At 57.9% G+C, this 21266-nt stretch carries 19 protein-coding genes and 1 tRNA gene; 11 read left to right on the forward strand and 9 right to left on the reverse strand.

What is annotated here, in order from left to right:
• Nucleotides 1-101: 101 nt before the first annotated feature.
• A complete protein-coding gene (locus tag GRI42_RS02280; RefSeq protein ID WP_234033733.1) occupies nt 102-506 on the reverse strand; it encodes a P-loop NTPase family protein in 405 nt (134 codons plus the stop codon).
• A gap of 447 nt (nt 507-953) precedes the next feature.
• Between GRI42_RS02280 and GRI42_RS02285 the strand changes: the two genes are divergently transcribed.
• The gene (locus tag GRI42_RS02285; protein WP_160606543.1) at nt 954-1571 is read left to right on the forward strand and encodes a hypothetical protein; all 618 of its coding nucleotides are present in this window, start codon (nt 954-956) and stop codon (nt 1569-1571) included.
• A gap of 174 nt (nt 1572-1745) precedes the next feature.
• Here the strand turns inward: GRI42_RS02285 and GRI42_RS02290 are convergent.
• Both GRI42_RS02290 and GRI42_RS02295 read right to left on the reverse strand, forming a co-directional pair.
• Nucleotides 1746-1820, reverse strand: a tRNA-Asn gene (locus tag GRI42_RS02290).
• A gap of 97 nt (nt 1821-1917) precedes the next feature.
• Nucleotides 1918-2700: an NAD kinase gene (locus GRI42_RS02295; RefSeq protein WP_160609034.1), complete on the reverse strand. Its 783-nt coding sequence runs from the start codon at nt 2698-2700 to the stop codon at nt 1918-1920.
• Nucleotides 2701-2853: 153 nt separating this feature from the next.
• Here GRI42_RS02295 and GRI42_RS02300 point away from each other — a divergent pair, with 153 nt between their 5' ends.
• Nucleotides 2854-4149 (forward strand): bifunctional diguanylate cyclase/phosphodiesterase, encoded by a 1296-nt coding sequence (locus GRI42_RS02300; RefSeq protein WP_234033798.1) that lies wholly within the window; start codon nt 2854-2856, stop codon nt 4147-4149.
• On the opposite strand, the gene mfd is transcribed toward GRI42_RS02300, so the two are convergent.
• Nucleotides 4146-7637, reverse strand: coding sequence for a transcription-repair coupling factor (gene mfd / locus GRI42_RS02305; protein ID WP_160606547.1), 3492 nt, complete (start codon nt 7635-7637; stop codon nt 4146-4148). The genes GRI42_RS02300 and mfd overlap by 4 nt on opposite strands.
• Before the next feature lie 36 nt (nt 7638-7673).
• Nucleotides 7674-7952, reverse strand: a complete 279-nt coding sequence (locus GRI42_RS02310; protein WP_160606549.1) for an FAD assembly factor SdhE — start codon at nt 7950-7952, stop codon at nt 7674-7676.
• A gap of 57 nt (nt 7953-8009) precedes the next feature.
• Here GRI42_RS02310 and recG point away from each other — a divergent pair, with 57 nt between their 5' ends.
• Entirely contained in the window at nt 8010-10073 is a 2064-nt protein-coding gene (gene recG / locus GRI42_RS02315) for an ATP-dependent DNA helicase RecG (RefSeq protein WP_160606551.1), read from the forward strand.
• 22 nt (nt 10074-10095) lie between these two features.
• Here recG and GRI42_RS02320 read toward each other — a convergent pair whose 3' ends face one another.
• A complete protein-coding gene (locus GRI42_RS02320; protein ID WP_160606553.1) occupies nt 10096-11430 on the reverse strand; it encodes an ABC1 kinase family protein in 1335 nt (444 codons plus the stop codon).
• The gene (locus GRI42_RS02325; protein ID WP_160606555.1) at nt 11423-11896 is read right to left on the reverse strand and encodes a low molecular weight protein-tyrosine-phosphatase; all 474 of its coding nucleotides are present in this window, start codon (nt 11894-11896) and stop codon (nt 11423-11425) included. Before GRI42_RS02325 ends, GRI42_RS02320 begins: the two co-directional genes overlap by 8 nt.
• A 294-nt stretch (nt 11897-12190) precedes the next feature.
• Here GRI42_RS02325 and GRI42_RS14115 point away from each other — a divergent pair, with 294 nt between their 5' ends.
• From GRI42_RS14115 to GRI42_RS02355, 6 genes are all read left to right on the forward strand, one after another.
• Nucleotides 12191-13936, forward strand: coding sequence for a site-specific integrase (locus tag GRI42_RS14115; protein ID WP_325065289.1), 1746 nt, complete (start codon nt 12191-12193; stop codon nt 13934-13936).
• A gap of 119 nt (nt 13937-14055) precedes the next feature.
• On the forward strand, nt 14056-14448 hold the full coding sequence (locus tag GRI42_RS02335) for a hypothetical protein (RefSeq protein WP_160606559.1): 393 nt from the start codon (nt 14056-14058) through the stop codon (nt 14446-14448).
• 44 nt (nt 14449-14492) lie between these two features.
• Nucleotides 14493-14930, forward strand: coding sequence for a MucR family transcriptional regulator (locus GRI42_RS02340; protein ID WP_160606561.1), 438 nt, complete (start codon nt 14493-14495; stop codon nt 14928-14930).
• 473 nt (nt 14931-15403) lie between these two features.
• Nucleotides 15404-15934 carry a DUF2628 domain-containing protein gene (locus GRI42_RS02345; RefSeq protein ID WP_160609035.1) on the forward strand — a complete coding sequence of 177 codons (531 nt, stop codon included), beginning with the start codon at nt 15404-15406 and terminating at the stop codon, nt 15932-15934.
• A 353-nt stretch (nt 15935-16287) separates the two neighbouring features.
• A complete protein-coding gene (locus tag GRI42_RS02350) occupies nt 16288-16857 on the forward strand; it encodes an Ltp family lipoprotein (RefSeq protein WP_199800413.1) in 570 nt (189 codons plus the stop codon).
• A 542-nt stretch (nt 16858-17399) separates the two neighbouring features.
• Complete coding sequence (locus GRI42_RS02355; RefSeq protein ID WP_160606563.1) at nt 17400-17981, forward strand: recombinase family protein; 582 nt, start codon at nt 17400-17402, stop codon at nt 17979-17981.
• A gap of 105 nt (nt 17982-18086) precedes the next feature.
• On the opposite strand, the gene GRI42_RS02360 is transcribed toward GRI42_RS02355, so the two are convergent.
• Complete coding sequence (locus tag GRI42_RS02360) at nt 18087-18644, reverse strand: SHOCT domain-containing protein (RefSeq protein WP_160606565.1); 558 nt, start codon at nt 18642-18644, stop codon at nt 18087-18089.
• Nucleotides 18641-19279, reverse strand: coding sequence for an SHOCT domain-containing protein (locus tag GRI42_RS02365; RefSeq protein WP_160606567.1), 639 nt, complete (start codon nt 19277-19279; stop codon nt 18641-18643). The genes GRI42_RS02360 and GRI42_RS02365 overlap by 4 nt, the downstream gene beginning before the upstream one ends.
• Before the next feature lie 98 nt (nt 19280-19377).
• Here GRI42_RS02365 and GRI42_RS02370 point away from each other — a divergent pair, with 98 nt between their 5' ends.
• Both GRI42_RS02370 and GRI42_RS02375 read left to right on the forward strand, forming a co-directional pair.
• Nucleotides 19378-19776: a DUF6998 domain-containing protein gene (locus GRI42_RS02370; protein ID WP_160606569.1), complete on the forward strand. Its 399-nt coding sequence runs from the start codon at nt 19378-19380 to the stop codon at nt 19774-19776.
• Between the two features lie 141 nt (nt 19777-19917).
• Complete coding sequence (locus GRI42_RS02375) at nt 19918-20871, forward strand: hypothetical protein (protein ID WP_160606571.1); 954 nt, start codon at nt 19918-19920, stop codon at nt 20869-20871.
• The last annotated feature ends 395 nt before the right edge of the window (nt 20872-21266 follow it).

Raw genomic sequence — 21266 nt, forward strand, 5'->3', positions numbered from 1 at the left:
CCACCCACTTCGTGACCGTTTCACCGAGCTAACGATGAGCCAGGAGCGGACGGGCGGCTAACGACCCGGTTGCGGACACAATTTTATCGACATCTTCCGCGTCAAAGTGCCGCAAGCCACCGCTTGAGCTCTTTTGGTCCGCGCAGGCGAATTATCTTGGCCTGATGACCTTCTAGTGCCTGCTCTGTGCGAGGACGCGGGCCCCGGTTCCAGAACAAGACGTAGAGGAAAAACTCTAGGTCAAAGCGTTCCGGGCAGCCTTCGGTCATGTCCGGACGTGTGGTGCCACGGTGTCGGAAGACTCTCAGCATCAGGCGCCAAAGGCAGAGGCCGATGGGAAAGTCGAGGTAGATTATCGCGTCTGCTCTCGGAAGACGGAGATCGAGCGTGCTGCCGTAATTACCCTCGATCAGCCAGCGATCAGTCGCTACGAGCGCACCCAGTTTTTCTCTCAACTCGTGTTTGTCGGTCTCTACCCATCCGGGTAGCCAGCCCAAGTGGTCCATATGGTAAATCGGAAGATGAAGCCGACCCCCAAGTTCCCGGGAAAGGGTGGATTTGCCTGAGCCACAGGGTCCAATGATCAAAACGCGCTGCAAATTGACCCCCGGTTAGAATGGTTTTGGACGTGATGGACGTGCCGACTCGTTCGACCTGCCATCCCCTACGCGTGCAATCCAACATCTATAGCAGTCAACTTCAGGCCCCGGCTGCCCAAAGTCCGCTTTTCACCCATCTAGCGACAGTTTTGCCGAGTTAGCGATGTGCCAGGAGCGGACGGGCGGCTAACGACCCAATTGCGGACTTTCGTCGGCCCTCTCTAAACGAACACCGTTGATTAGCGAGCAGCCCTGTTGCTAGCGTGCGGTCGGGGGGAAGGCTCTCTGGAAAAGTTCAGGAACGTATCCTTTTGGTTCCTAGGTCTGCTGGCACTCGTTGTCGGCGGTTTTTGGGTGACCTATTTCGGCAAGCTTTTCCGCGGTGTCGATTTCGCCCATCACTTCCATGCGATCGTCATGCTTACCTGGGTCGGGCTGCTGATTGTCCAGCCTTGGCTTATTCGGACAAAGCGTCGGTCACTTCATCGAAAGGTCGGTAAGATCGGCTTCCTCGTTGCAGCCTTAGTTGTGATTTCGGGGGTGCATGTCGCGATCTTCGGCCTTGGCGAAGGCGTCAACTCCATGGGCGCGCGCGGCTTCTACTTCAGCCTCTTTCTTTCACTCAATTTCGCGCTCATGGCAGGGCTTGCTTTTCTGACGCGGCGTAATCACGAATTACACGCACGCTTTATGATCGCCACTGGGCTGGTTTTTGTTGTTCCATCGCTTGGGCGATTTTACTCCCTGCTGCTAGAACCTCATGGTTTTCCTGGCCTTCCACTTCTCGTGGTTCAGTCAATTCCTGCGGTGATGGCGATCACTCTTGTGGCATGGGACAAGCTACAAGGCAGCATCCGCTTCCCCTTTCTTCTCGCCAGCGGGCTATGGCTCAGTCACATCTGGATAATGAGCCGGATTGTTCATTGGGAATGGTGGGTCAACTTTGCAAACCAGTTTGCCAAATGCGCCTGATCACGAAAGTCCGCTTACCACCCAATATCGGCCATTCGCACTGCTTTAGGGCCACGTCCAAATTAGCCGCCGACCGGAACAGCCATTTTTCTGCCTAATGTGGTAAGAAACGTGGGAGCGATTTTCTGGCTACGCCAAAAAGCTCTTAAATCTCAACGCTGTAGCGGAAATTAGTGGCTCCCCGAGTTGGATTCGAACCAACGACCAAGTGATTAACAGTCACCTACTCTACCGCTGAGCTATCGGGGAGCAGCCCGAAGGCAGGGGTGCGCCTATATGGGCGAGGATTTGCTTTGGCAAGCCGGGTTTTTCAAAAAATCGGGGCGGTGTGGACCGCTGCCCACACTCAGACCACGAATTGCTCTGCAACGATGCGTTCGTCGAGCGTGTGACCCGGGTCGAACAGCAGGGTAAGCGCCTTTTCGCGCGCGATTTCCAGGCGCACTTCGGCCACGTCGCGCAGCTCGCGCTGGTCGGCCACGGCTGCCACCGGTCGCTTGTCCGCTTCGAGAACGCGGAAGGTCACGCAGCTGCGGTCAGGGATGATCGCGCCCTTCCAGCGGCGCGGGCGGAAGGCTGAGATCGGCGTCAGTGCAAAGAGCTGGGAATCGAGCGGCAGGATCGGCCCGTCGGCCGAGAGGTTGTAGGCAGTCGAGCCGGCGGGCGTCGACAGCAGCACGCCGTCGCACACCAGTTCCTTGATCCGCACCTTGTCGTCGACCGAAACTTCGATCTTGGCGGTCTGGCGGGTTTCGCGCAGCAGCGAGACTTCGTTGATGGCGCAGAAACGCTGGGTGCGCCCGTCCTGTGTCCTCGCCTCCATGGCCAGTGGGCTGATGCTCAGTTCCTTCGCCTTGGCGATGCGCGCAAGCAGCCGTTCGGGCTGGCGGTTGCGGTTCATCAGGAAGCCGACCGTGCCAAGGTTTACCCCGTATGCCGGCACGATACGGTCCGCATCGAGCATGGCGTGGAGGCTTTGCAGCATGAAGCCGTCCCCGCCGAGCACGACGGCAGCATCCGCCTCTTCCAGCGGGACCCAGTCGGCGAGCGGGCGGAAAACCTGCTCGGCGGCTTCCTGTGCCCGATCGGAATCGGAAACCAGCAGTGCCAGTCGGCTGTAATCGCCCATTGCCTGTCCCGTCTTCGCCCGCCGGTGCGGCGCGGCAGTGGAGCGCATCCCTATGGAACGGCGTCCCATTTGGCAACAAAGCCGGAATTTGTGGCATAATTTTTACGTTAGGGGGATAAGCGGTATTGCATGGGTCGTGCGATTGAGCCGGATATGGACGAAACGAGGGACATTCTGACGGGTCTCGCCGACCCGGCGCAAATGCGCCGGACGGTGTGGCGCTGGCAGTCGGAATGGCCGGGCTATGCCGGCAACTGTCCCATCCACGCGATGCTCATCACCATCGGCAGGATCGACACTGTGAACGTCGCTTTCGGCGAAAGCACAGGCGACGTGGCGCTTGTCGAAGTGGCCCAGCGCATCCGGCATTTCGCAGCCGACGAACTCGAAAGCGGGGTCTGGCTGGCAGCGCGCCTGAATGGCGGCAATTTCGTCCTGCTGGCGCGCGAGGAGTGCACGAGAGAGCGCTGGCAATGGCTGGCAGAGGCGCTGGCCGATGCGATTGCAGGGCCAATCGCCAATCCCGAAGGCGGCGCCAATTTGCGCCTCTGGCCGCGCATCGCGCTGATGCGTGCGGGTGAAAACGACGATGCCGATTCCATCCTCGACCGCCTGTCAGAAGTTGCCGAACGTTCGCGCCAGTCCGCAGGCTCGCGCATTGCCTGGTCAAGCGGCCCTGCCGCCGCGAGCAAGCGCTCTAGCCACGAACTGGAAGCCGACCTGCTTGCGGCCATCGATGGTGACGAAATCGAGATCCTGTTCCAGCCACAATATTCGCTCGACACCGACGAGATGATCGGGGCCGAGGCGCTTGCCCGCTGGCACCATCCGCAGATCGGCCGCATGGGGGCAGCGTCGCTATTCCAGATTGCCGAGCGCGCAGACCATACGGCGCACCTGTCGCGCCATATCGCCCAGCGTGCGATGGAGCAGGCGCGCGACTGGCCTGCGCACCTGCGCCTCTCGCTCAACATCACACCGGCGGACCTCGGGGCCGACAATTTCGCGCTCGATTTCGCGCGCCTGTCGGAGCGGGTCGGCTTTTCGCTCGAACGCGTGACACTGGAGATCATCGAGCAGGTGCTGCTGGGCGACCTCGACCGCGTGGCGAGCGTGCTCGACCAGCTCAAGCTGCTCGACTGCCGTATCGCGCTCGACGATTTCGGAGCGGGCTTCTGCAATTTCCGTTATCTCAAGGTGCTGCCGCTCGACTGCATCAAGCTCGACCGGTCGATGGTCGACGGCGTGGCCGAGGACGAACGCGACCAGGCGGTGTTCCGCGCGATCATGGGCATGGCGCGCGCGCTTGAACTCAAGGTGTTGGTCGAAGGCGTGGAGACCGCCGAGCAGCGCGACTTCTGCGCTGCCGAGGGCTGCGAATATTACCAGGGCTTCCTGCGTGCAGAACCCGTCGCGGTGACGGATTTCCTCGCGCTCGCTTCCACCTAGGCGGCCTGCTTTTCGCGTTTCTTCGACTTGCGGGCGATGCCCGAAAGCCCCTTGGTCAACTGGAACAGCCCGTTGAGGCGACTTTCCGGCGAATTCCATGCGCGGCTGATCACCAGCTTCATGTCGGGCCGCAGCTTGGCCGTGCCCTGCAGGCGGTCCACGTAGGCGATGAGGCCCGGGCCGTCCGGGAAGTCGTCCTGGTGGAAAGTGACCAGCGTGCCGGCGGCGCCGACGTCGATCTTGGCGATATTGGCCTCGATCGCCTGCAGCTTGATTTGGATGAGCCGGACGAGGTTCTCGGTCGCCGAGGGAAGAGGGCCGAAGCGGTCGATCATCTCGGCCGCCAGCGCCTCGACGTCGCCCTTGCTTTCCGCGTCGTTGAGACGGCGGTAAAGCGCCATGCGCACGGCAAGATCGGGGACGTAATCCTCCGGAATCATGATGGGTGCATCGACCGTGATTTGCGGGCTGACCGTCTCGCGCTTGGGCTCGAGGCCAAGCTCGCCTGCCTTGGCGGCCAGGATCGCGTCTTCCAGCATCGACTGGTAAAGCTCGAACCCGACCTCGCGGATGTGACCCGATTGCTCGTCGCCGAGCAAATTGCCCGCGCCGCGAATGTCGAGGTCGTGGCTGGCCAGCTGGAAACCTGCGCCAAGGCTGTCGAGATCGCCCAGCACCTTGAGGCGCTTCTCCGCCACTTCCGACAGCTGCGTGTCGGCGGCGTAGGTGAGATAGGCATAGGCGCGCAGTTTCGACCGGCCGACGCGGCCGCGCAGCTGGTAGAGCTGGGCGAGGCCGAAGATGTCGGCCCGGTGGATGATGATCGTATTCGCGCTCGGCAGGTCGAGACCGCTTTCGACGATCGTCGTCGCTAGCAGCACGTCGTACTTGCCCTCGTAGAAGGCGCTCATGCGCTCCTCGATTTCGCCCGCACCCATCTGGCCGTGGGCGGCGACGAATTTCACTTCCGGCACGTGTTCGTGGAGCCAGTCGGACACCTGCTCCATGTCCGAAATGCGCGGCACGACGATGAAGCTCTGCCCGCCGCGATGGTGTTCGCGCAGCAGCGCCTCGCGCATCACCATGTCGTCCCATTCCATGACGTAGGTGCGCACCGCGAGGCGGTCTACGGGCGGCGTCTGGATGGTGGAAAGCTCGCGCAGCCCCGTCATCGCCATTTGCAGCGTGCGCGGGATGGGCGTGGCGGTCAGCGTCAGCATATGCACGTCGGCGCGCAGCTGCTTGAGCTTTTCCTTGTGGTTCACCCCGAAGCGCTGCTCCTCGTCCACGATCACGAGGCCGAGGTTCTTGAACTTGGTCTGCTTCGAGAGGATCGCATGGGTGCCGACGACGATGTCGATATCGCCCTTTTCCAGCCCTTCGCGCGTATCCTTCATTTCCTTGGCGGGGACGAGGCGCGACAGGCGACCGACCTTCAGCGGGAAGCCGTTGAAGCGCTGGCTGAAGTTCTCGAAATGCTGGCGCGCAAGCAGGGTGGTCGGCGCAACAATCGCGACCTGCTGGCCGTTCATCGCGGCGACGAAAGCGGCGCGCAGGGCGACCTCGGTCTTGCCGAAACCGACGTCGCCGCACACCAGCCGGTCCATCGGTTTGCCGCTTTCGAGATCGGACAGGACGTCGGCGATGGCGCGGTCCTGGTCGTCGGTTTCCTCGTACTGGAAGCGGTCGAGGAACTGGTTGTACGGGCCTTCCTCGACCTCCAGCACGGGCGCCTTCCGCAAAGCGCGGGCTGCGGCGACCTTGAGCAGCTCGCCAGCGATTTCGCGGATGCGCTCCTTCAGGCGGGCGCGGCGTTTTTGCCAGGCCTCGCCGCCCAGCTTGTCGAGCATCACCGCTTCTTCGGAAGAGCCGTAGCGGCTGAGGACGTCGATGTTCTCCACCGGGATGAACAGCTTGTCGCCGCCCTTGTATTCCAGCTGCACGCAGTCGTGCTTCGACTTGCCGACCTGGATGGGCGAGAGGCCGAGATACTTGCCGATCCCGTGCTCGGTATGGACGATGAGATCGCCCACCGCGAGCGCCTGCAGTTCCGCGAGGAAAGCATCGGCGTCCTTGCGCTTCTTCTTGCGGCGTACGAGGCGGTCGCCGAGGATGTCCTGCTCGGTAAGCAGTTCCATCTCGTCATTGGCGAAACTGGCTTCCAGCGGCAGCACCATGGCGGCGGGCTTGCCCTTGGCCGAAAGGCCGAGCGCTTCCTGCCAGCTGTCCGCCAGCGCGACCGGCTGGCCCGCTTCCTCTAGGATGGAGGCGATACGGGCGCGGCTGCCTGTCGAATAGGCAGCGAGCAGCGGGCGCTTGCCGGCCTTGCCGAGTGCTTTCAGGTGATCCGCCAGCACCGGATAGACATTGTCGCCGCGCGCTCGCTCGGGCGTGAAATCGCGGCCCGAGCGGAAGCCGAAGCCGACCACCGTGTCGCTCTCCGGCTCGTCGAAGGGCGTGGCGCGGTGTGCGGGCGCTGCGGCGAGCGCCTGCTTGAACTCGTCTTCAGTCAGGTAGAGCGCATCGGGTGCCAGCGGGCGGTAATTGCCCTTGGCCTGCCCGCTGATCGCCTTCCTCTGCTCGAAATAGTCCGAGACGTCCTTGATCCGCTCTTCCGCAGCGGCGAGCGCGGCCTGGTCGATGACGACGAGGTCGTTTTCGCCGAGGTGATCGAACAGCGTGACTAGCCGGTCCTCGAACAGCGGCAGCCAGTGCTCCATCCCGGCGAGCCTGCGCCCCTCGCTGACCGCTTCGTAAAGCGGGTCCTGCGTGGCATTGGCCCCGAACATCTCGCGGTACCGGCTGCGGAACCGCTTGATGCTGTCCTCGTCGAGCAGGGCCTCGCTGGCGGGCAGCAGCAAATGGCTGTCGAGCCGCCCGGTGGACATCTGCGTATTCGGGTCGAAACTGCGCAGGCTTTCCAGCTCGTCGCCGAAGAAGTCGAGCCGCAGGGCCTCGTCCAGCCCGCTCGGGAAGACGTCCACGATCGACCCGCGAATGGCGTATTCGCCCTTGTCGATCACCGTGTCGGTGCGGCTGTAGCCCTGCTTCTGGAGCAGCAGCGAGAGGCTTTCACGTCCGATTTCCGTGCCGGGTTTGAATTCGCTTACGCTTTCGCGAATGCGGAAGGGCGTGAGGACGCGCTGGAGCACGGCATTGGCCGTGGTGACGACCAGCTGCGCCTTTGCTTTGCCGGTCTGCAGGCGGTGAAGCGCAGCCAGCCGTTTGGCACTGACCGACAGGGCAGGACTGGCACGGTCGTAGGGCAGCGAATCCCACGCGGGAAATTCGATGACGTCCAGCTCGGGTGCGAAGAAATGCGCCGCATCGGTGATGGCACGCATCGCCGCATCGTCAGGCGCGATGAACACGGCGCGTCCCGTGCTGGCGCGCGCAAGGTCGGCCATCACCAGCGGCTGCGCCCCGCGGGCGACCTGCGCCAGGGTCAGCGGCTGGCGGGCTTTGAGGATCCGGGAAAGGTCGGGCATCGAAGGGACAGCGCGATAGCGTCCCCCCTGTTCCCGTCAACGCGGAATGTCGACGTAATCGAGCAGCTGCATCTTCGCCATCAGTGCGCCCTGGAAGCGGACCGGCGTTTCCTGCGTCTTCAGCGCCCAGGCCATGACATCGACGTCGTCTTCCTCGAGCAGCGCCTCGAACCAGCCGAGTTCTTCTTCGCCCCAGCCTTCGTGATAGCGGTCGAAGAATCCGCCGATCATGTAGTCGGCTTCGCGCGTACCACGGTGCCAGGCACGGAAACGGGCGCGCTGCTTGCGGCCTTCGAATGTCAGGGCTTGAACCATGGATGGGGCGGGTAGGGCACTCGCCAAACGCGTGCAAGCGGCTATAGCGTGTGGACGATGCGGCCCGACGTCCTCAACCCCCTGTTCGCCGAAACGGAGACGCTGGACGGCGTCGGCCCGAAACTGAAGAAGCCGCTCGACAAGCTAGGCCTGACGCGGCTGCGCGACGTCGTTTACCACCTGCCCGAACGCTTCGTGTCGCGCCGCGCGGTGGAGACGCTCGACGAGGCGGGCGAGGGCGAGAACATTGTCGTCAAACTGACTGTCACCGAACATCGCAGCGGCCGTTCGCCGCGCGCGCCCTACCGCGTGCTGGCGCAGGACAGCATCGGCAACGTCCTGGCGCTGACTTATTTCGGGCGCGCGTCCTATACCGCCAAGAAACAGCTGCCCGTCGGCGAGACTCGCTGGGTGGCGGGCAAGCTCGAACGCTTCGGCGACATGCTGCAGATCGTCCATCCCGACCACGTGGTCGAGGAAGGCGGCGATACGCTGCAGCGCCTTTGCGAGCCGGTCTATCGCCTGTCAGAGGGGCTGACCCAGCCCAAGGTGGCGGGCCTCGTCGAACAGGCGTTGGCCCGGTGTCCACAGCTGCCCGAATGGGTCGAACCGACACAGGTCGCCAAGGAAGGCTGGCCCGCATGGCGCGAGGCGGTGGTCCGCGCACACAGGGCCGAGGACGAGCTGGCGCGCGACCGGCTAGCCTATGACGAGCTGCTCGCCAATTCGCTGGCCCTGATGCTGGTGCGCGCCGACAACCGCCGGCGCAAGGGCCAGCCGCTTAAGGGCGATGGCAGCTATCGCGGCAAGCTCGACCTGCCGTTCCCGCTGACGGGCGCGCAGAAGCGTTCGATTGCAGAAATCGAGGGCGACATGGCGCAGGAAGCGCCAATGTTGCGCTTGCTCCAGGGCGATGTCGGGGCAGGCAAGACCGTGGTGGCGCTCGAGGCCATGCTGATTGCGGTGGAGGCGGGCGCGCAGGCGGCGCTCCTGGCGCCCACCGAAATTCTTGCACGCCAGCATTACGATAGCCTGCGCCGAATGGCGGAGCCGACCGGCGCGCATGTTGCCCTGTTGACGGGCCGCGACAAAGGCAAGGCACGCGAGGCGACGCTGATGGGGCTCCTCGACGGCAGCATCGATATCGTCGTCGGCACCCATGCGATTTTCCAGGACAAGGTCGCCTATCGCAATCTCGCCATGGTGGTGATCGACGAGCAGCACCGCTTCGGGGTCGGCCAGCGCCTGATGCTGGCAAGCAAGGGCAAGCGCGCGCCGCACGTCCTTGCCATGACCGCAACGCCCATCCCGCGCACGCTGACGCTGGCGCAATATGGCGAACTCGACGTCAGCAAGCTCGACGAATTGCCGCCGGGCCGACAGGCGATCGATACGGTGGTGATGGGGCAGGACCGCATCCCTGCGCTGGTCGAACGGCTCGCGGCGCAGGTCGCCGAAGGGCGGCAGGCCTACTGGGTTTGCCCGATGGTTCGTGAAAGCGACGGTGCAGACGAGATCGCGGCGGCCGAGGCTCGCTACGCCTCGCTGAAAGAGCGGTTCGGCGACGATGTCGTCCTCGTCCACGGCCAGCTGGCCCCGGAAATGAAGGATGCGGCGATGGAACGCTTCGCCAGCGGCCATGCCAAGCTGCTGGTGGCGACCACGGTGATCGAGGTCGGGGTCGACGTGCCCAATGCGACGCTCATGGTGATCGAGCAGGCGGAGCGGTTCGGCCTTGCCCAGTTGCACCAATTGCGCGGACGCGTGGGGCGGGGGAGCGAGAAGAGCTTCTGCGTCCTGCTGCACGGCGAAATGCTCTCGGAAACCGCACGCGAACGCCTCGCCCTGATGCGCGAGACGCAGGACGGCTTCGTCCTTGCGGAAGAAGATTTGCGCCTGCGCGGCGGAGGCGAATTGCTCGGCACGCGGCAATCGGGCGATACGCCTTTCGCCATCGCCAGCTTCGAGCAGATCACCGAACTGCTGCCCAAGGCGCATGACGATGCCCGCCTGCTGATGGAACGCGACGGCGGGCTGGAGGGCGACCGTGGCGAGGCAGCGCGCATCCTGCTCTACCTGTTCGAGCGCGATTTCGGGGTTAAGACCCTGCGCGGCGGCTAGGCCCCGGACGCAGCCGGCAAACCTAGGTCGCCGTCTCCGCCAGCAGGTCCCCGACTATCGAGCGAACGTCCACCCGTGCCTTCAGCCTTGCGCCGAGCAGCGCGGTCCCGCTCACCTTGCGCTGGACGAACAGCGTCTCGGGCGGCGGGACGTGCCAGCTTTGCTTGTCCTTTGCTATAGGCATGGCCTCGTTCGTGATTTCGGGCACGAAGGCCCGGTCGCCGAAGTCGAACTGCCCGGGCCGCGCCATCTCGGTGACGATAATGTCGATGGCCCGGCTGATGCGTTCAGGATGGCGGGCGAGGGCTTGCGGGGAAATGAAACCGGCGGCGACGGCTTCCTCGCGCACGCGCTCGCGGTCCTCGTCCAACCCCGCCTGCAGCAGGCGGCGATAGTGCGAGGCCACTGCCGGATCGACCTTACGGGCTGCGCCGAAATCGAGCAGAACAACCTGCCCGGTATCGGCGCGGAAGCGGTAGTTCGCGAAATTGGGATCGGTCTGCATGAAGCCGAAATCGAACAGTTCGCGCCCGACCAGTTCGATGAAGCTCCCGAATACCGAATCGCGCAGGTCCTGCGGTTCGTCGGCGAGCGCCTCGATCGGGCGGCCTTCCTCGAAACTCATGGCAAGGATGTGCGGGCGGGTCAGGTCCGGCTGGAGTTCGGGTATCACGAAGCGCGTGTCGCCTTCCAGCAATTCGGCATAGACCTGCATCATCCGGCCTTCGCGCTCATAATCGGCTTCCTCGCGCAGCTGCTCTTTCGCCGCAGCCAGCATCGGCGCGATGTCTAGGCTGTCAGGCAAAAGGCCGGTCATGCGCAGCAAGCCGGCGACATTGTCGACATCCGATTCGATGCTCTTGGCAACGCCAGGATATTGCACCTTGATCGCCACCGCGCGCCCGTCGCGGGTCAGGGCACGGTGGACCTGTCCGATGGACGCAGCGGCAATCGGACGCGGTTCGAACCGGCGGAAGAGCTTGCGCCAGTCCGCCCCCCACTGCTCCGCCAGCACCTTGTCGAGCTGGCGCGGCGGCATGAAATCGGCCTGTTCGCGCAGGCGGGCGAGGATGGCGGAAAGCTCGGGCGGCAGGACATCGCCTGCGTCCATGGAAATCATCTGGCCCAGCTTCATTGCCGCTCCGCGCATATGCGACAGCTTGTCCGCCATGCGTTTCGCATTGCCTGGGGTGAGGAGCAGCTGGTCCATGCTCGGCCGTTCGCCTGCAGCCAGTCGCCGTGCACCTTCGCCCAGCGCGCCGGCGACCATGCCTCCTGCCAGCCCGCTGAACCCTGCCAGCCTGCCCAGGCGCGATGCCGGGACCGGCCGCGCGCGCCGCTTATCTTCGTCAGCCATGATCGGACAGCAGCACTGCGACAAGCGCCTGCGCGCCTGCATCGACTTCGTTCCAGGTCACGCGAAACCCGTCCGCGCCGCCATAATAGGGATCGCCCACCTCGCGGCCCTTCTGGCCGGGCACGAGGTCGAGCAGCATGACCGCGCGCGCCTTGCCATTGCCGGGATTGCGTGCGGCGATGCCCTGCATGTTCGACCGGTCCATGCCGAGGATGAAATCGAACCGGTGGAAATCCTCTGCCGCCAGCTGCCGCCCGCGATAGCCCGAAATGTCGATGCCTTGCCTGCGCGCCTCCTCGATGCTGCGCGGGTCGGGCGGCTGGCCGACATGGTAGTCGGCCGTGCCCGCGCTATCGACATGCACGTCGAGCCCGGCCTCCTGTGCAGCGCGGCGAAAAGCGGCTTCGGCGAGGGGGGATCGGCAGATGTTGCCGAGGCAGACGAACAACACGGAATGGGACGGCATGACCGCCCAACGAGGCAGTGGCCCCGTGGTTTCAAACAAATGTTGATTTGGTGGCACGCGAGGGACGCGGTGCAGGATAAGTGGTCGGGGAGAGAGGATTTTGGACATACTGCGTCACAAGGCTTTGAGATGCATATCTTTCTGATTTCACGAAAGGAATTTCCTGAATGCTGTATAGGAAACTGTATAAACTGTGCTCAATAATTCGGTCCTATATCGGCAGCCAAGCTGCCAAACCAAACTAAAAAGTAGCCTCGATTGGCCTGCTCATTTTCGGCTTGTAGGCGTTTGCAGATGAGGACCATACGGAAGCGCGCAAAGGCTAGCGCACCAGACAAATACCTTTGGCTGCGAGGCTCGATTTACTGGTTTCGTTACGGCGTGCCTAAGCGTTATCAATCCGTCGAAACGCGGAAGATTGTCCAAGTATCGCTGAAAACATCCGACCTTCGGCAAGCCTCACTGCTGGCTGGCAAGATGAGGGCTGACTTACATGCTGAATGGGAAGGGCGCTTAAAGGAGAACCCAAGCGCAATTGCTTATCAGCCGGATGACCTTGAACTCATGCTTGCGGCGACAGAGTGCGCCTATTTACGCATTCAGCCAAAGCTTGAGCAGCTAGTTAGGCACAAACGGCTGGATACAAAGGTAGCCTACGAGGGATACCTACAAACCCTTCGTTCTACCCGTCATCGTTTTCTAAGGGCGAAGGCATCAGAACCTTTGCCCGTATGGTTGGAGCTAGCTGACAAGCAAATCCAGCGACGGAACTGGAAGCTAGCGAAAGACACTGAAAGCTATCGTTCCTTTGTCGCGATGATTGCCGATGCAGCGATCGAGGTCATCTCGGTAGAGCTTGCGAAGCGAGAGGGTAGCCTTGGAGCAGAGCCGACAAGTCTGGTTGTAAAGTCTGGTCTGGAAGCAAAGGAGCGGTCTGCTGAGCAAGGCGAGACCATCTTAGAACTCTTTGACCGATATGCCGCTCAGCGGCTGGCAGAAGGCCGAAAACGCCAAGATGGCATCATACAAGACCGGAAGGTGATTGCCGCCTTTGCGGACTTTGTAGGGCCTCGCAAAAGTATCAGGAGTATCACCCCAGCGGATATTAGAGATTGGCGCGACACGCTCGCCGCACTGCCTCCAACCTATCAAAAGGCTAAGGCCTATGAAGGTTTATCAATGCGCCAAGCTGCGGCGAAGGCAAAAGGTATCGGTGCGAAGTGCATCAGCCCCGTTACCGTCAATAAGCACCTATCGACATTGTCTCCGTTTCTCGGCTGGTGCGTCACCAATGCCTATGCAGACAGGAACCCATGCGATGGGTTGTTCTTCGGCGTTGTAAAAGGAAAGAATCCTAGACCGCCTTTCTCAAAGGAGCAGCTTGAGCAAATCTTTGCCTCCCCTCTCTTCACTGGCTTTTTGCGTGACGGACAAGAGCATAAGCCTGGAATCCAGAGAGCGGATGATTGGCGATATTGGATACCGATTGTTTGCTTGTTCACCGGAGCAAGGGTTGGCGAAATCGCACAGCTTCGGATTCAAGACGTTCAGTTTGAAGATGGGATACCGTTCCTGCTCATTCGGCATAACGAGAGCACAGGACAGCGCACAAAGTCGGGTGCCACCCGCGTTTGCCCCCTCCATAGTGAACTGCAACGGATTGGCTTTCTAAGCTTCGTGGAAAGGCAGCGGAGCCGAGCCAATGGCAAAGCAAGCTGTCAGCTATTTCCCGAACTAGAGCCGAATGAGAGGGGGCATATGGGCGCCAAGCCTTCCCGCTTCTGGCGTGACTATCTCAAGCGTATTGGTGTCAAATCCGGCAATGATGGCCTTGGAGCGCATTCCTTCCGCCACACCATGGCCGATGCATTGCGGACCGCTGGCTATCTGGATGATGAGATTGAAGTAGCTTTGGGCCACAATCAGAAGACCGTCACCGCTGGTTATGGAAGGGTAAGACAGGGGACCGTCAAACGTATATATGAAATGCTAGAAAGTATTGAAACACCGGAATTCACCATCGATGAAATAAATAATTAAGAAAAAAACTAAGCTCTATTGCGCGCATAATCCATTCCGGCTACAATCAATATACCTATTGGTTGTTGTTTAAAAACAAAATTTGATTTACAAAAAATAATCTAATGACAAATTAAAAAATGAATAATAAAACTAAACTATTTGTTGATATAAGTTTAAAAGATACTTTCATTCATAACAAAAAAATACACACCGGATTTTATGATGGAATCTATAGAAGGCTTATAAAAAATAGCATAAACGAAATAAAAAATAAGACTTCATACGGTATGAATATTTATAGTCATTTTGAGATAATGGATTTTCCGGAGTCCACTCATTTAAGGATAGTTCTATCTGTTCCAGACAATTGGGATGCGACTAGATTTGAAGAAATATCTTTGAATGTTATCAAAAAGAATCCATCTGTTGATATAATTTTGGAAACTTTCCAAAACTCTTCTGCGGAGACGCAAAAGAGATTTTTCTCATATCAATGGAAAGGTTTTTCTAAATCTAGATTTAGCTTCTAGACATGTCTTTTTCGTCTCCTTATCGTCTTTGCTAAGGGGGGCTAATGGAAAAAGAAAACCTAATCATTCTTACCGGTGATATTGCTTCGGCATACGTAGCCAATAACGAGATTGGCTTTGAAAGCGTTGGCAGGCTTGTGACGGACATTCACGGTGCCCTCGCTTTACTGGGTCAGCAGGCAAATGAGGTAGAGCCTGCGGAGCCTGTAGTATCGGTAAGGGCTAGCCTTAAGAATGAGCACCTTGTTTGCTTGGCTTGCGGTAGGAAGATGAAGACGCTTAAGCGGCATCTTGCAAACGAGCACGGTATGACCCCCCAGGAATACCGAGATGCATACAAGCTACCTGCTGATTATCCTCTTGTCGCGCCTGCTTATGCCAAAGCGCGAAGTGAGCATGCCAAGAAGATTGGCCTAGGAAAAAACCCCAATCAAAAACGCGGTAGAAAGCCTGCTGACAAGAAGGCAAAAGCGAACGACTAGGCCATGCACGACGGCCTATGGGCTCAGGGGCTCTAGAATGCCTCAGGAATGCGCTTTGAGGCCTTTGGGCTACACATGGGTAGCCAAAGAAAATAAAACGCACAGAAGGGCCCTTAAAATCGCCTAAGGATGAAATGTTTAGTTTGGAATAAATCTAAACGTCATGAAACGCAGACGTCCTAGAGTAAATCATGACGCTCTAATCCTCACTTTTCTTAATTTTATATTCGAAAAACTAAACTCACAAACTCACTCTGATTTAGATAAGTTCAGATATGTTTAGTCAAGTTTAGGTTTTTTAGGTGTTTTCAGTCACTTTCCGCTGAGCTAGGCCCAATTATCATCCAAATCATAGGTTGATGGGGTTATCTGCTGTCAGAACGAACTGATTTTCAAATCCTCACATAGCGAATGTGTGCTTGGTGAGGTTGGTGATCGCAACGAACACTCAGCTGTGTCTCTTCCATCAAGTTATGTTAGCAATTTCCATATTGCTTAATCAAAATAATGGCATAGTCTGCGAGATGAATTTTTTGGGGTTGGGGGAAGGTATGAGTTCAAAGGCTGGGTATGCAGTAAACCCGCTCAACGGGGCCAAAGTGCAAATCTATGAAGGCTGGAATTGGCCTGCGTTTTTCTTTGGTCTCTTTTGGTGCATGGCGAAGGGGCTTTGGAAGCAGGCGGCCATCGTTTTCTTGGTTGTCTTACTCTCAATGCTGATCCCGGTTCTGGGATGGTTGGTCGCCATAGGAACTTGGTTCTACTTGGGTGCCAATGGCAATGAGATGGTGGTAAATTCGCTAGTCGAACGTGGGTATACCCTAGATGGAGCCGCCGCGTTGGAAGAGAGCGGCCCTGCGCGGGTGCGCATTACTCAACCTTCAACTGAAAACGCGAAAGCCGAAGACTTGGGTAGGCTCGAAAGGCTCCATGCACTGCATCAGGCAGGTGCATTGACGGACGAAGAGTTCGCTGAGCAGAAGAGCCGGGTATTGAAAAGCTAATCTAAAAATAGATATTTTCTTATATATTCGGGTTTGGGGGTGTTGATGAACAAGCGGACATTGGGTGTAATTGGTCTCATTCTGACTGGAATTGGCTTCTATTCATTTTTCGGATTCTATTCGGTCCAGCCGATTGGGGCTCTGCCCGAAGGTGGCACAGCGCTCGTTTGGCGTGGCGAAGGTGAGCCTTTCTTTAACTCCGCCGACGCCTTGTGTTTGGAAAGGACTGGAGGTGTTTCTTTGCTCTGCCGTGGAATGGCCATGGGGCAGGCGCCCACAGACCGCATCGTCCTTCGCCTTCCATATCAAGAGTGGGCATATATGGCTTCAACCGATGGTCAAACATTCGACAGATGAAGGCTTATCTCGCACCGAAGAACCGAACTTTTTCAAAATTTATAGCAGCCAAGATTGGGGAGGTGGGGATGCAAAGATATGGCCCGATTATATTAATTTCAGCGGCGATGCTCTCTTCGTGCGGTGAAGGCACGGTCGATCCGCAAGGAAGCGTAGCCGAGAGCGGTCTAGGAGAAGCGTCTGCGGACACCCTGGCAGTTGGCTCCGTCTCTCCTACTGAAGACGCAGCCGATGCCGGTGGTGGAGCTAACAAGCTTACGTTCCCACAAATGAATGCGGTGAGGTCTGCGCGACAGTATCTGGAAATGTCGGGGTTTTCCCGCGCTGGTCTCATCCAACAGCTCTCATCTGATGCTGGCGATGGGTATTCGGTAGAAGATGCTACCGTTGCTGTGGATAGTCTTGGAGCTGATTGGAACCAGAATGCTGCCAGATCGGCTCAAGAATACCTCGAAATGATGGGGTTCTCCTGCCAAGGATTAGTCGAACAATTATCTTCGGATTTTGGAGATAGGTATACTAGCGAGCAAGCTCAGTATGGAGCACGGCAGGCTGGAGTATGTTGAAGAGGTTCTGAAAACGCCTTGGTCTTAGGAAACGAGATGAAACATTTCTTACTTCTTCCCGCGCTAGCCATAGTGAGCGCTTGCTCCCAAATTGAATCCGAAGCGCAGGAGGAAGTCGCTCGCAATCTATTCGACCCCGGCTCTGCGCAATTCAGAGACGTTCGCACGGTTGGGGAAATAATGGTTTGCGGGGAGGTGAACGGTAAGAACCGCTTAGGCGCTTACGTTGGTTTCCGGAAATTTGCGGCTGTCAAATCCGGAGGCGCATGGACGGTGGCTGTGGAAGATGCTGATGGCTCCGCAGGAGAAACCATCAGCACAATGTGCTCCATTGGGAGTTAAGGGTTACGAATAATCCTCCTCATCATGCTGAGTATTGCGCCGGCTCCAAACTTTCTCTGTGTGATGGGATATTGCTCAAAACTTGTAAGCTTTGAGCCACTCTCAAACTCATAGCCGCAGTTAGCTCATAAGATACTAGAATATTTTGTGCGCCTAGCGCATAAACCTACTCATATCTTTTGAGCGAGTCGGAGTTCGTTATGAGCCGCATTGCATATTTCAGGGTTTCTACCGAAGGTCAGAGCATCGAAAGCCAGCGAAAGGCTTTGGGTGGCAACTTCGACAAGGAGTTTGCAGACGAAGGTGTGTCAGGTGCGACTAGGGCAGTTGATAGGCCAGGGTTTGCAGACCTTCTCTCTTATGTCCGTGAAGGTGATACCGTTTGCGTAACTGCGATTGACCGGCTGGGTCGTGATGCCTTGGATGTTCAAAGCGTTGTTCGTGACCTTATCAGCAAAGGTGTCACCATTGATGTGCACGGCCTTGGACCGATAGCCAAAGGGGTAGGTGAACTTGTTGTGGCTGTGCTTGCCCAGATTGCCGATATGGAACGACAGCGTATCAAAGAGCGCTGCGATGCAGGTAGAGAGGCAGCTAGGGCTTCACTGGCTAAGAACGGAAAGACCCATAGAGGCAAAGCTAGCCTAGGTCGTCCGATGGCTGCTGATGCTCTTGCGGTAGCCAAATGGCGTAAAGACAATGGAGCCAGCATTGCACAAACTGCGCAGGAATTCGGGGTGTCTGCTGCGACTGTGAAGCGATATTGCGCAAGCGTCGCCTGAGTCACAATTACGCTGTCGGGGTGGGGCGACGATGTTGAGTGGGCCTAGAGAAAACAGTGACGGATTTCCCCGGGCTGCCCGTCGGCACTTTGGCGAAGGCACAGATCAGCGTAGTCTATTCGCCTCTGCCTCTTCGCGACATTCTGCCTCGCGGATGTAGGGGCATTCTCCTTCAGCTGCATCCGTCACCTCGAGATCCTCATCTTCTAGCGGTTTGAGATTGCCTTCCCAAAGGTAGGCATCGATGCCGTGGTAATCGATCTTGAGCCAGCGCGCTGTTTCATCGCTCGAGCCTTCGACCCAGTGCCCGAACACCAATTCTCCTTCCGAGAGCTTGGTGACGACTTCGCTGCCTTCGGTCGTGGGCTCGTTGCGCAGGTTCGCGGTCCCTGTCACCACCATCTCGATTTCTTCAGCCGGCACATCGCGCGGATAGAGCAGCCATCCGGTAAGGGCGAGGGCCCCGACGGCTACGATTCCAGCCAGAGCTTTCGCCCAGCCGGCCAGGCCAGCGGAAAACCCTTCGTCATCCGCTTCATACGGGCTTGTCGGCTCGGATTGTCCGAGAACGCGCTTTTTCTCGTTTTCGAACTCCTCATCCGTGAGGGCATTCATGGCCTTGAGCCTTTGCAGCGATTCGAGCTGGGTGAGCTTGTCCGTCATTCTCCAGTCTCTACCTCGACATAGGTTGGGCCGATGGAGGCTTCGCAATCAGCAAACACGGGGCTGCCCATCACCTCGTTTATCCCGACGCAGATGACGAAGACTTCGTCACCTGGATTGAGCTTGGCGGCGAAATTGGAATCGTGCGCGCTTACCGGCACGCTGATATTTCTCCAGCTTCCTGTTTTCAGCCTGATGACGGGCCTATCGAACAGATCGGCATCGACGCTGCTAACTCTGCCCGAAACCATGACGACATCGCCCTGAAAGCGCTGGATGGTGGCGATCTCGTTTCTTTCGAAGGAGGCCTGCAGATCTGACGCTGTGACATATTCTGTCACCCCTTCGGGCAGCACGATCTCGTATTCGGGCTCCGGCGGGGCAGGGAAGAGCGCCGCCGAGATGAACGCATAGAGGATCGTCCCGATGCCGATCGCGAGGATCGAGGAAATAATGGGGTGATCTGAAAACTCGCCTTTGATGAAGGCGAGGGCGCCTGACCGCTCTTCTGCGAAGAATGCCGCCTCGTCGGGAGCGCTAAGGATGGCAGCTTTTTCCCGTTCGAATTCGGCTTCGCTCAACGTGCCGTTGTCTCGCAGTTTCGCGAGCCGCTCGATCGCAGCATAATCTGGCATTACTTCCCCTCAGCGATACGGACGTCCCGTTCGAGATCAACTTTCTGGGGCTCCAAAAAGACATTCACAAGCCCAAATGCGCGGCAACCCCTCGCATGATGGCTACGCTTTTCTCAGCACAGAATGCGCTAAGAGAACTTGCATCTGACTTCCGTTGGGCTGGCCTTGGTAACTTGCTTGGTGACTACGGTGAGTTCGTAGCAATTGAGGCATATGGGTTAGAGAAGGCACCGGCTGGTGCAAACGGGTATGACGCTACAATGCCAGACGGTAGAACCGTTCAAATCAAGGCTAATCACGCTGCGAGCCAAATCGGTTTCAGGGGGGAGGCCGACCTGCTGTTGGTTTTAAAGGTCGATACAGACGGAAGCTGGGAGGAGATATATTTTGGCTCCTTCGCAGCGGTGAAGACGGTCTCGCGTTACTCTGCACGCGACAACAAGCACATGGTGGCGATCACGAAGCTTAAGACAATTGACCCCCCTGGATTGCCTTAAAAGTCCCCCATGTTGCGATCATGAGCTATCAGCGCGTCGGACAACTTTAGAGGGACTTGAAACCGGCACTAAATTAAGCGTTTGGCCATTTTGGTTGTTCATGTAGACCGCCTTGGAAAATGGAGAGTTAGGAAGGTTTAGATGGCAGTTTCTTCTCGGTATCGCTGGGTCGCGGTAGGCAGTTTGAATGTTCGCAACCGCTTGAACGCGGCTGAGAATGCGCCCGATTTCCAGATAGCTGACCTGATAGCGGCATTGAATGACCGAATTGCAAACCAAACTAACTTTCGGTTCTATAGCAATGAAAACCGTGTGATGTGGTGCTCACATTTAGTAGAATCAGATGATTTTTATGAACTTCTCCTTCAGACGGGAGATAAGGACGTATCTGGTTTTTCCTTCTTCCATTTCGAAAACAGAGAATTTCGAGATATTGATAAGGAAGAGGATGAGGGCGGGCATTACTCCGCTCACGTTCTTATCTCTAAGGCCGCTGACATTGAGGGGCGTCACCCTACCCTAGTTGAGAAAGTTCCGGGCATTTTCCTCGGGTCAGTCAGAGATTATTTTACATGGGCATGCCATGACCCCTCATACGAGAAAGAGGCTGAGGGCCCCGACGGCAAGCCAAGGCAATACCGGGCGATTTTTGACATTGACGGCTATAGGTCACGAACCATCGGCGACGCACTCGCCGAGGGAGTTTTAACCGACATCGAGTTCGTCTCAATTGAAGAGGATTTCGCCCTAGGCCACGATGAGCTACCAATCGTGGATGAGGTGGTTCGACAAGCTAAATGGAAAATTGGAAAGAAAGTTACCGAGGAGGTGGCGCAGGGTATCTTCGGAAAGGCTAAAGAGTTTTTTGCTGACTTTTCTGACGACCCTACAAGCTCCCAGACCTACGTGAGAATCAAGACTGAAAATGGTCAAGTTAAGAGGACGGAAATAGACTTGGACAACGCTCAAATGTTAGAGCAGTCTTTCATTCAAAATGAAGTGGTTAGTGACTTCAACGAGCCACTTCCTGCTCGCTATGCGACATTCCATCCGGAACTAGTCGCCAAGGTCCGTGAGCTCGGAGCTAAGATTTAAATGCCGACTGGGGCTCGCCATTTTTTCAGGGCGCTCCCAGCCAATCTGCGTAAGCTTTTTACGCCGATTACCTTTCTCCGCTTGAACAGCCCCGATTTGCTTCTTTACCAATGGGTTCTGCCGACAATTGGGGCAATTACCCTCTACACATTCGTTTTGAACCCTTTTGGTTGGGGCCTTCAGTTTAGCATCGCGACCCTCCTCCGGGACGTGAATAGCCTGGTTGGAGTTCTCGTCGGGTTTTACATCGCAGCACTTGCTGCTGTCTCAACCTTTCCAAATCAAGTTCTTGATGAACCACTTAAGGGGGCGCCTACCACCTTAAAAAGGCGCACGAGTGGGGGGCTCGTTGAAGAGCACCTTACGAGGCGGCGCTATCTTGCAACCGTTTTCGG

Origin of the sequence: Qipengyuania gaetbuli (assembly GCF_009827315.1) — a bacterium.
Taxonomy (GTDB): Bacteria; Pseudomonadota; Alphaproteobacteria; order Sphingomonadales; family Sphingomonadaceae; genus Qipengyuania; species Qipengyuania gaetbuli.

Coding starts and splice junctions, on each gene's coding strand:
- GRI42_RS02340 (WP_160606561.1), top strand. CDS start 14,493: ATGGAAAAAGAAAACCTAATCATTCTTACCGGTGATATTGCTTCGGCA.
- GRI42_RS02295 (WP_160609034.1), bottom strand. CDS start 2,700: ATGGGCGATTACAGCCGACTGGCACTGCTGGTTTCCGATTCCGATCGG.
- GRI42_RS02335 (WP_160606559.1), top strand. CDS start 14,056: ATGAATAATAAAACTAAACTATTTGTTGATATAAGTTTAAAAGATACT.
- GRI42_RS02350 (WP_199800413.1), top strand. CDS start 16,288: ATGAAGGCTTATCTCGCACCGAAGAACCGAACTTTTTCAAAATTTATA.
- GRI42_RS02370 (WP_160606569.1), top strand. CDS start 19,378: ATGGCTACGCTTTTCTCAGCACAGAATGCGCTAAGAGAACTTGCATCT.
- GRI42_RS02325 (WP_160606555.1), bottom strand. CDS start 11,896: ATGCCGTCCCATTCCGTGTTGTTCGTCTGCCTCGGCAACATCTGCCGA.
- recG (WP_160606551.1), top strand. CDS start 8,010: ATGCGGCCCGACGTCCTCAACCCCCTGTTCGCCGAAACGGAGACGCTG.
- GRI42_RS02355 (WP_160606563.1), top strand. CDS start 17,400: ATGAGCCGCATTGCATATTTCAGGGTTTCTACCGAAGGTCAGAGCATC.
- GRI42_RS02320 (WP_160606553.1), bottom strand. CDS start 11,430: ATGGCTGACGAAGATAAGCGGCGCGCGCGGCCGGTCCCGGCATCGCGC.
- GRI42_RS14115 (WP_325065289.1), top strand. CDS start 12,191: ATGAGGACCATACGGAAGCGCGCAAAGGCTAGCGCACCAGACAAATAC.
- mfd (WP_160606547.1), bottom strand. CDS start 7,637: ATGCCCGACCTTTCCCGGATCCTCAAAGCCCGCCAGCCGCTGACCCTG.
- GRI42_RS02345 (WP_160609035.1), top strand. CDS start 15,404: ATGTTAGCAATTTCCATATTGCTTAATCAAAATAATGGCATAGTCTGC.
- GRI42_RS02300 (WP_234033798.1), top strand. CDS start 2,854: ATGGACGAAACGAGGGACATTCTGACGGGTCTCGCCGACCCGGCGCAA.
- GRI42_RS02375 (WP_160606571.1), top strand. CDS start 19,918: ATGGCAGTTTCTTCTCGGTATCGCTGGGTCGCGGTAGGCAGTTTGAAT.
- GRI42_RS02280 (WP_234033733.1), bottom strand. CDS start 506: ATGGACCACTTGGGCTGGCTACCCGGATGGGTAGAGACCGACAAACAC.
- GRI42_RS02310 (WP_160606549.1), bottom strand. CDS start 7,952: ATGGTTCAAGCCCTGACATTCGAAGGCCGCAAGCAGCGCGCCCGTTTC.
- GRI42_RS02360 (WP_160606565.1), bottom strand. CDS start 18,644: ATGACGGACAAGCTCACCCAGCTCGAATCGCTGCAAAGGCTCAAGGCC.
- GRI42_RS02365 (WP_160606567.1), bottom strand. CDS start 19,279: ATGCCAGATTATGCTGCGATCGAGCGGCTCGCGAAACTGCGAGACAAC.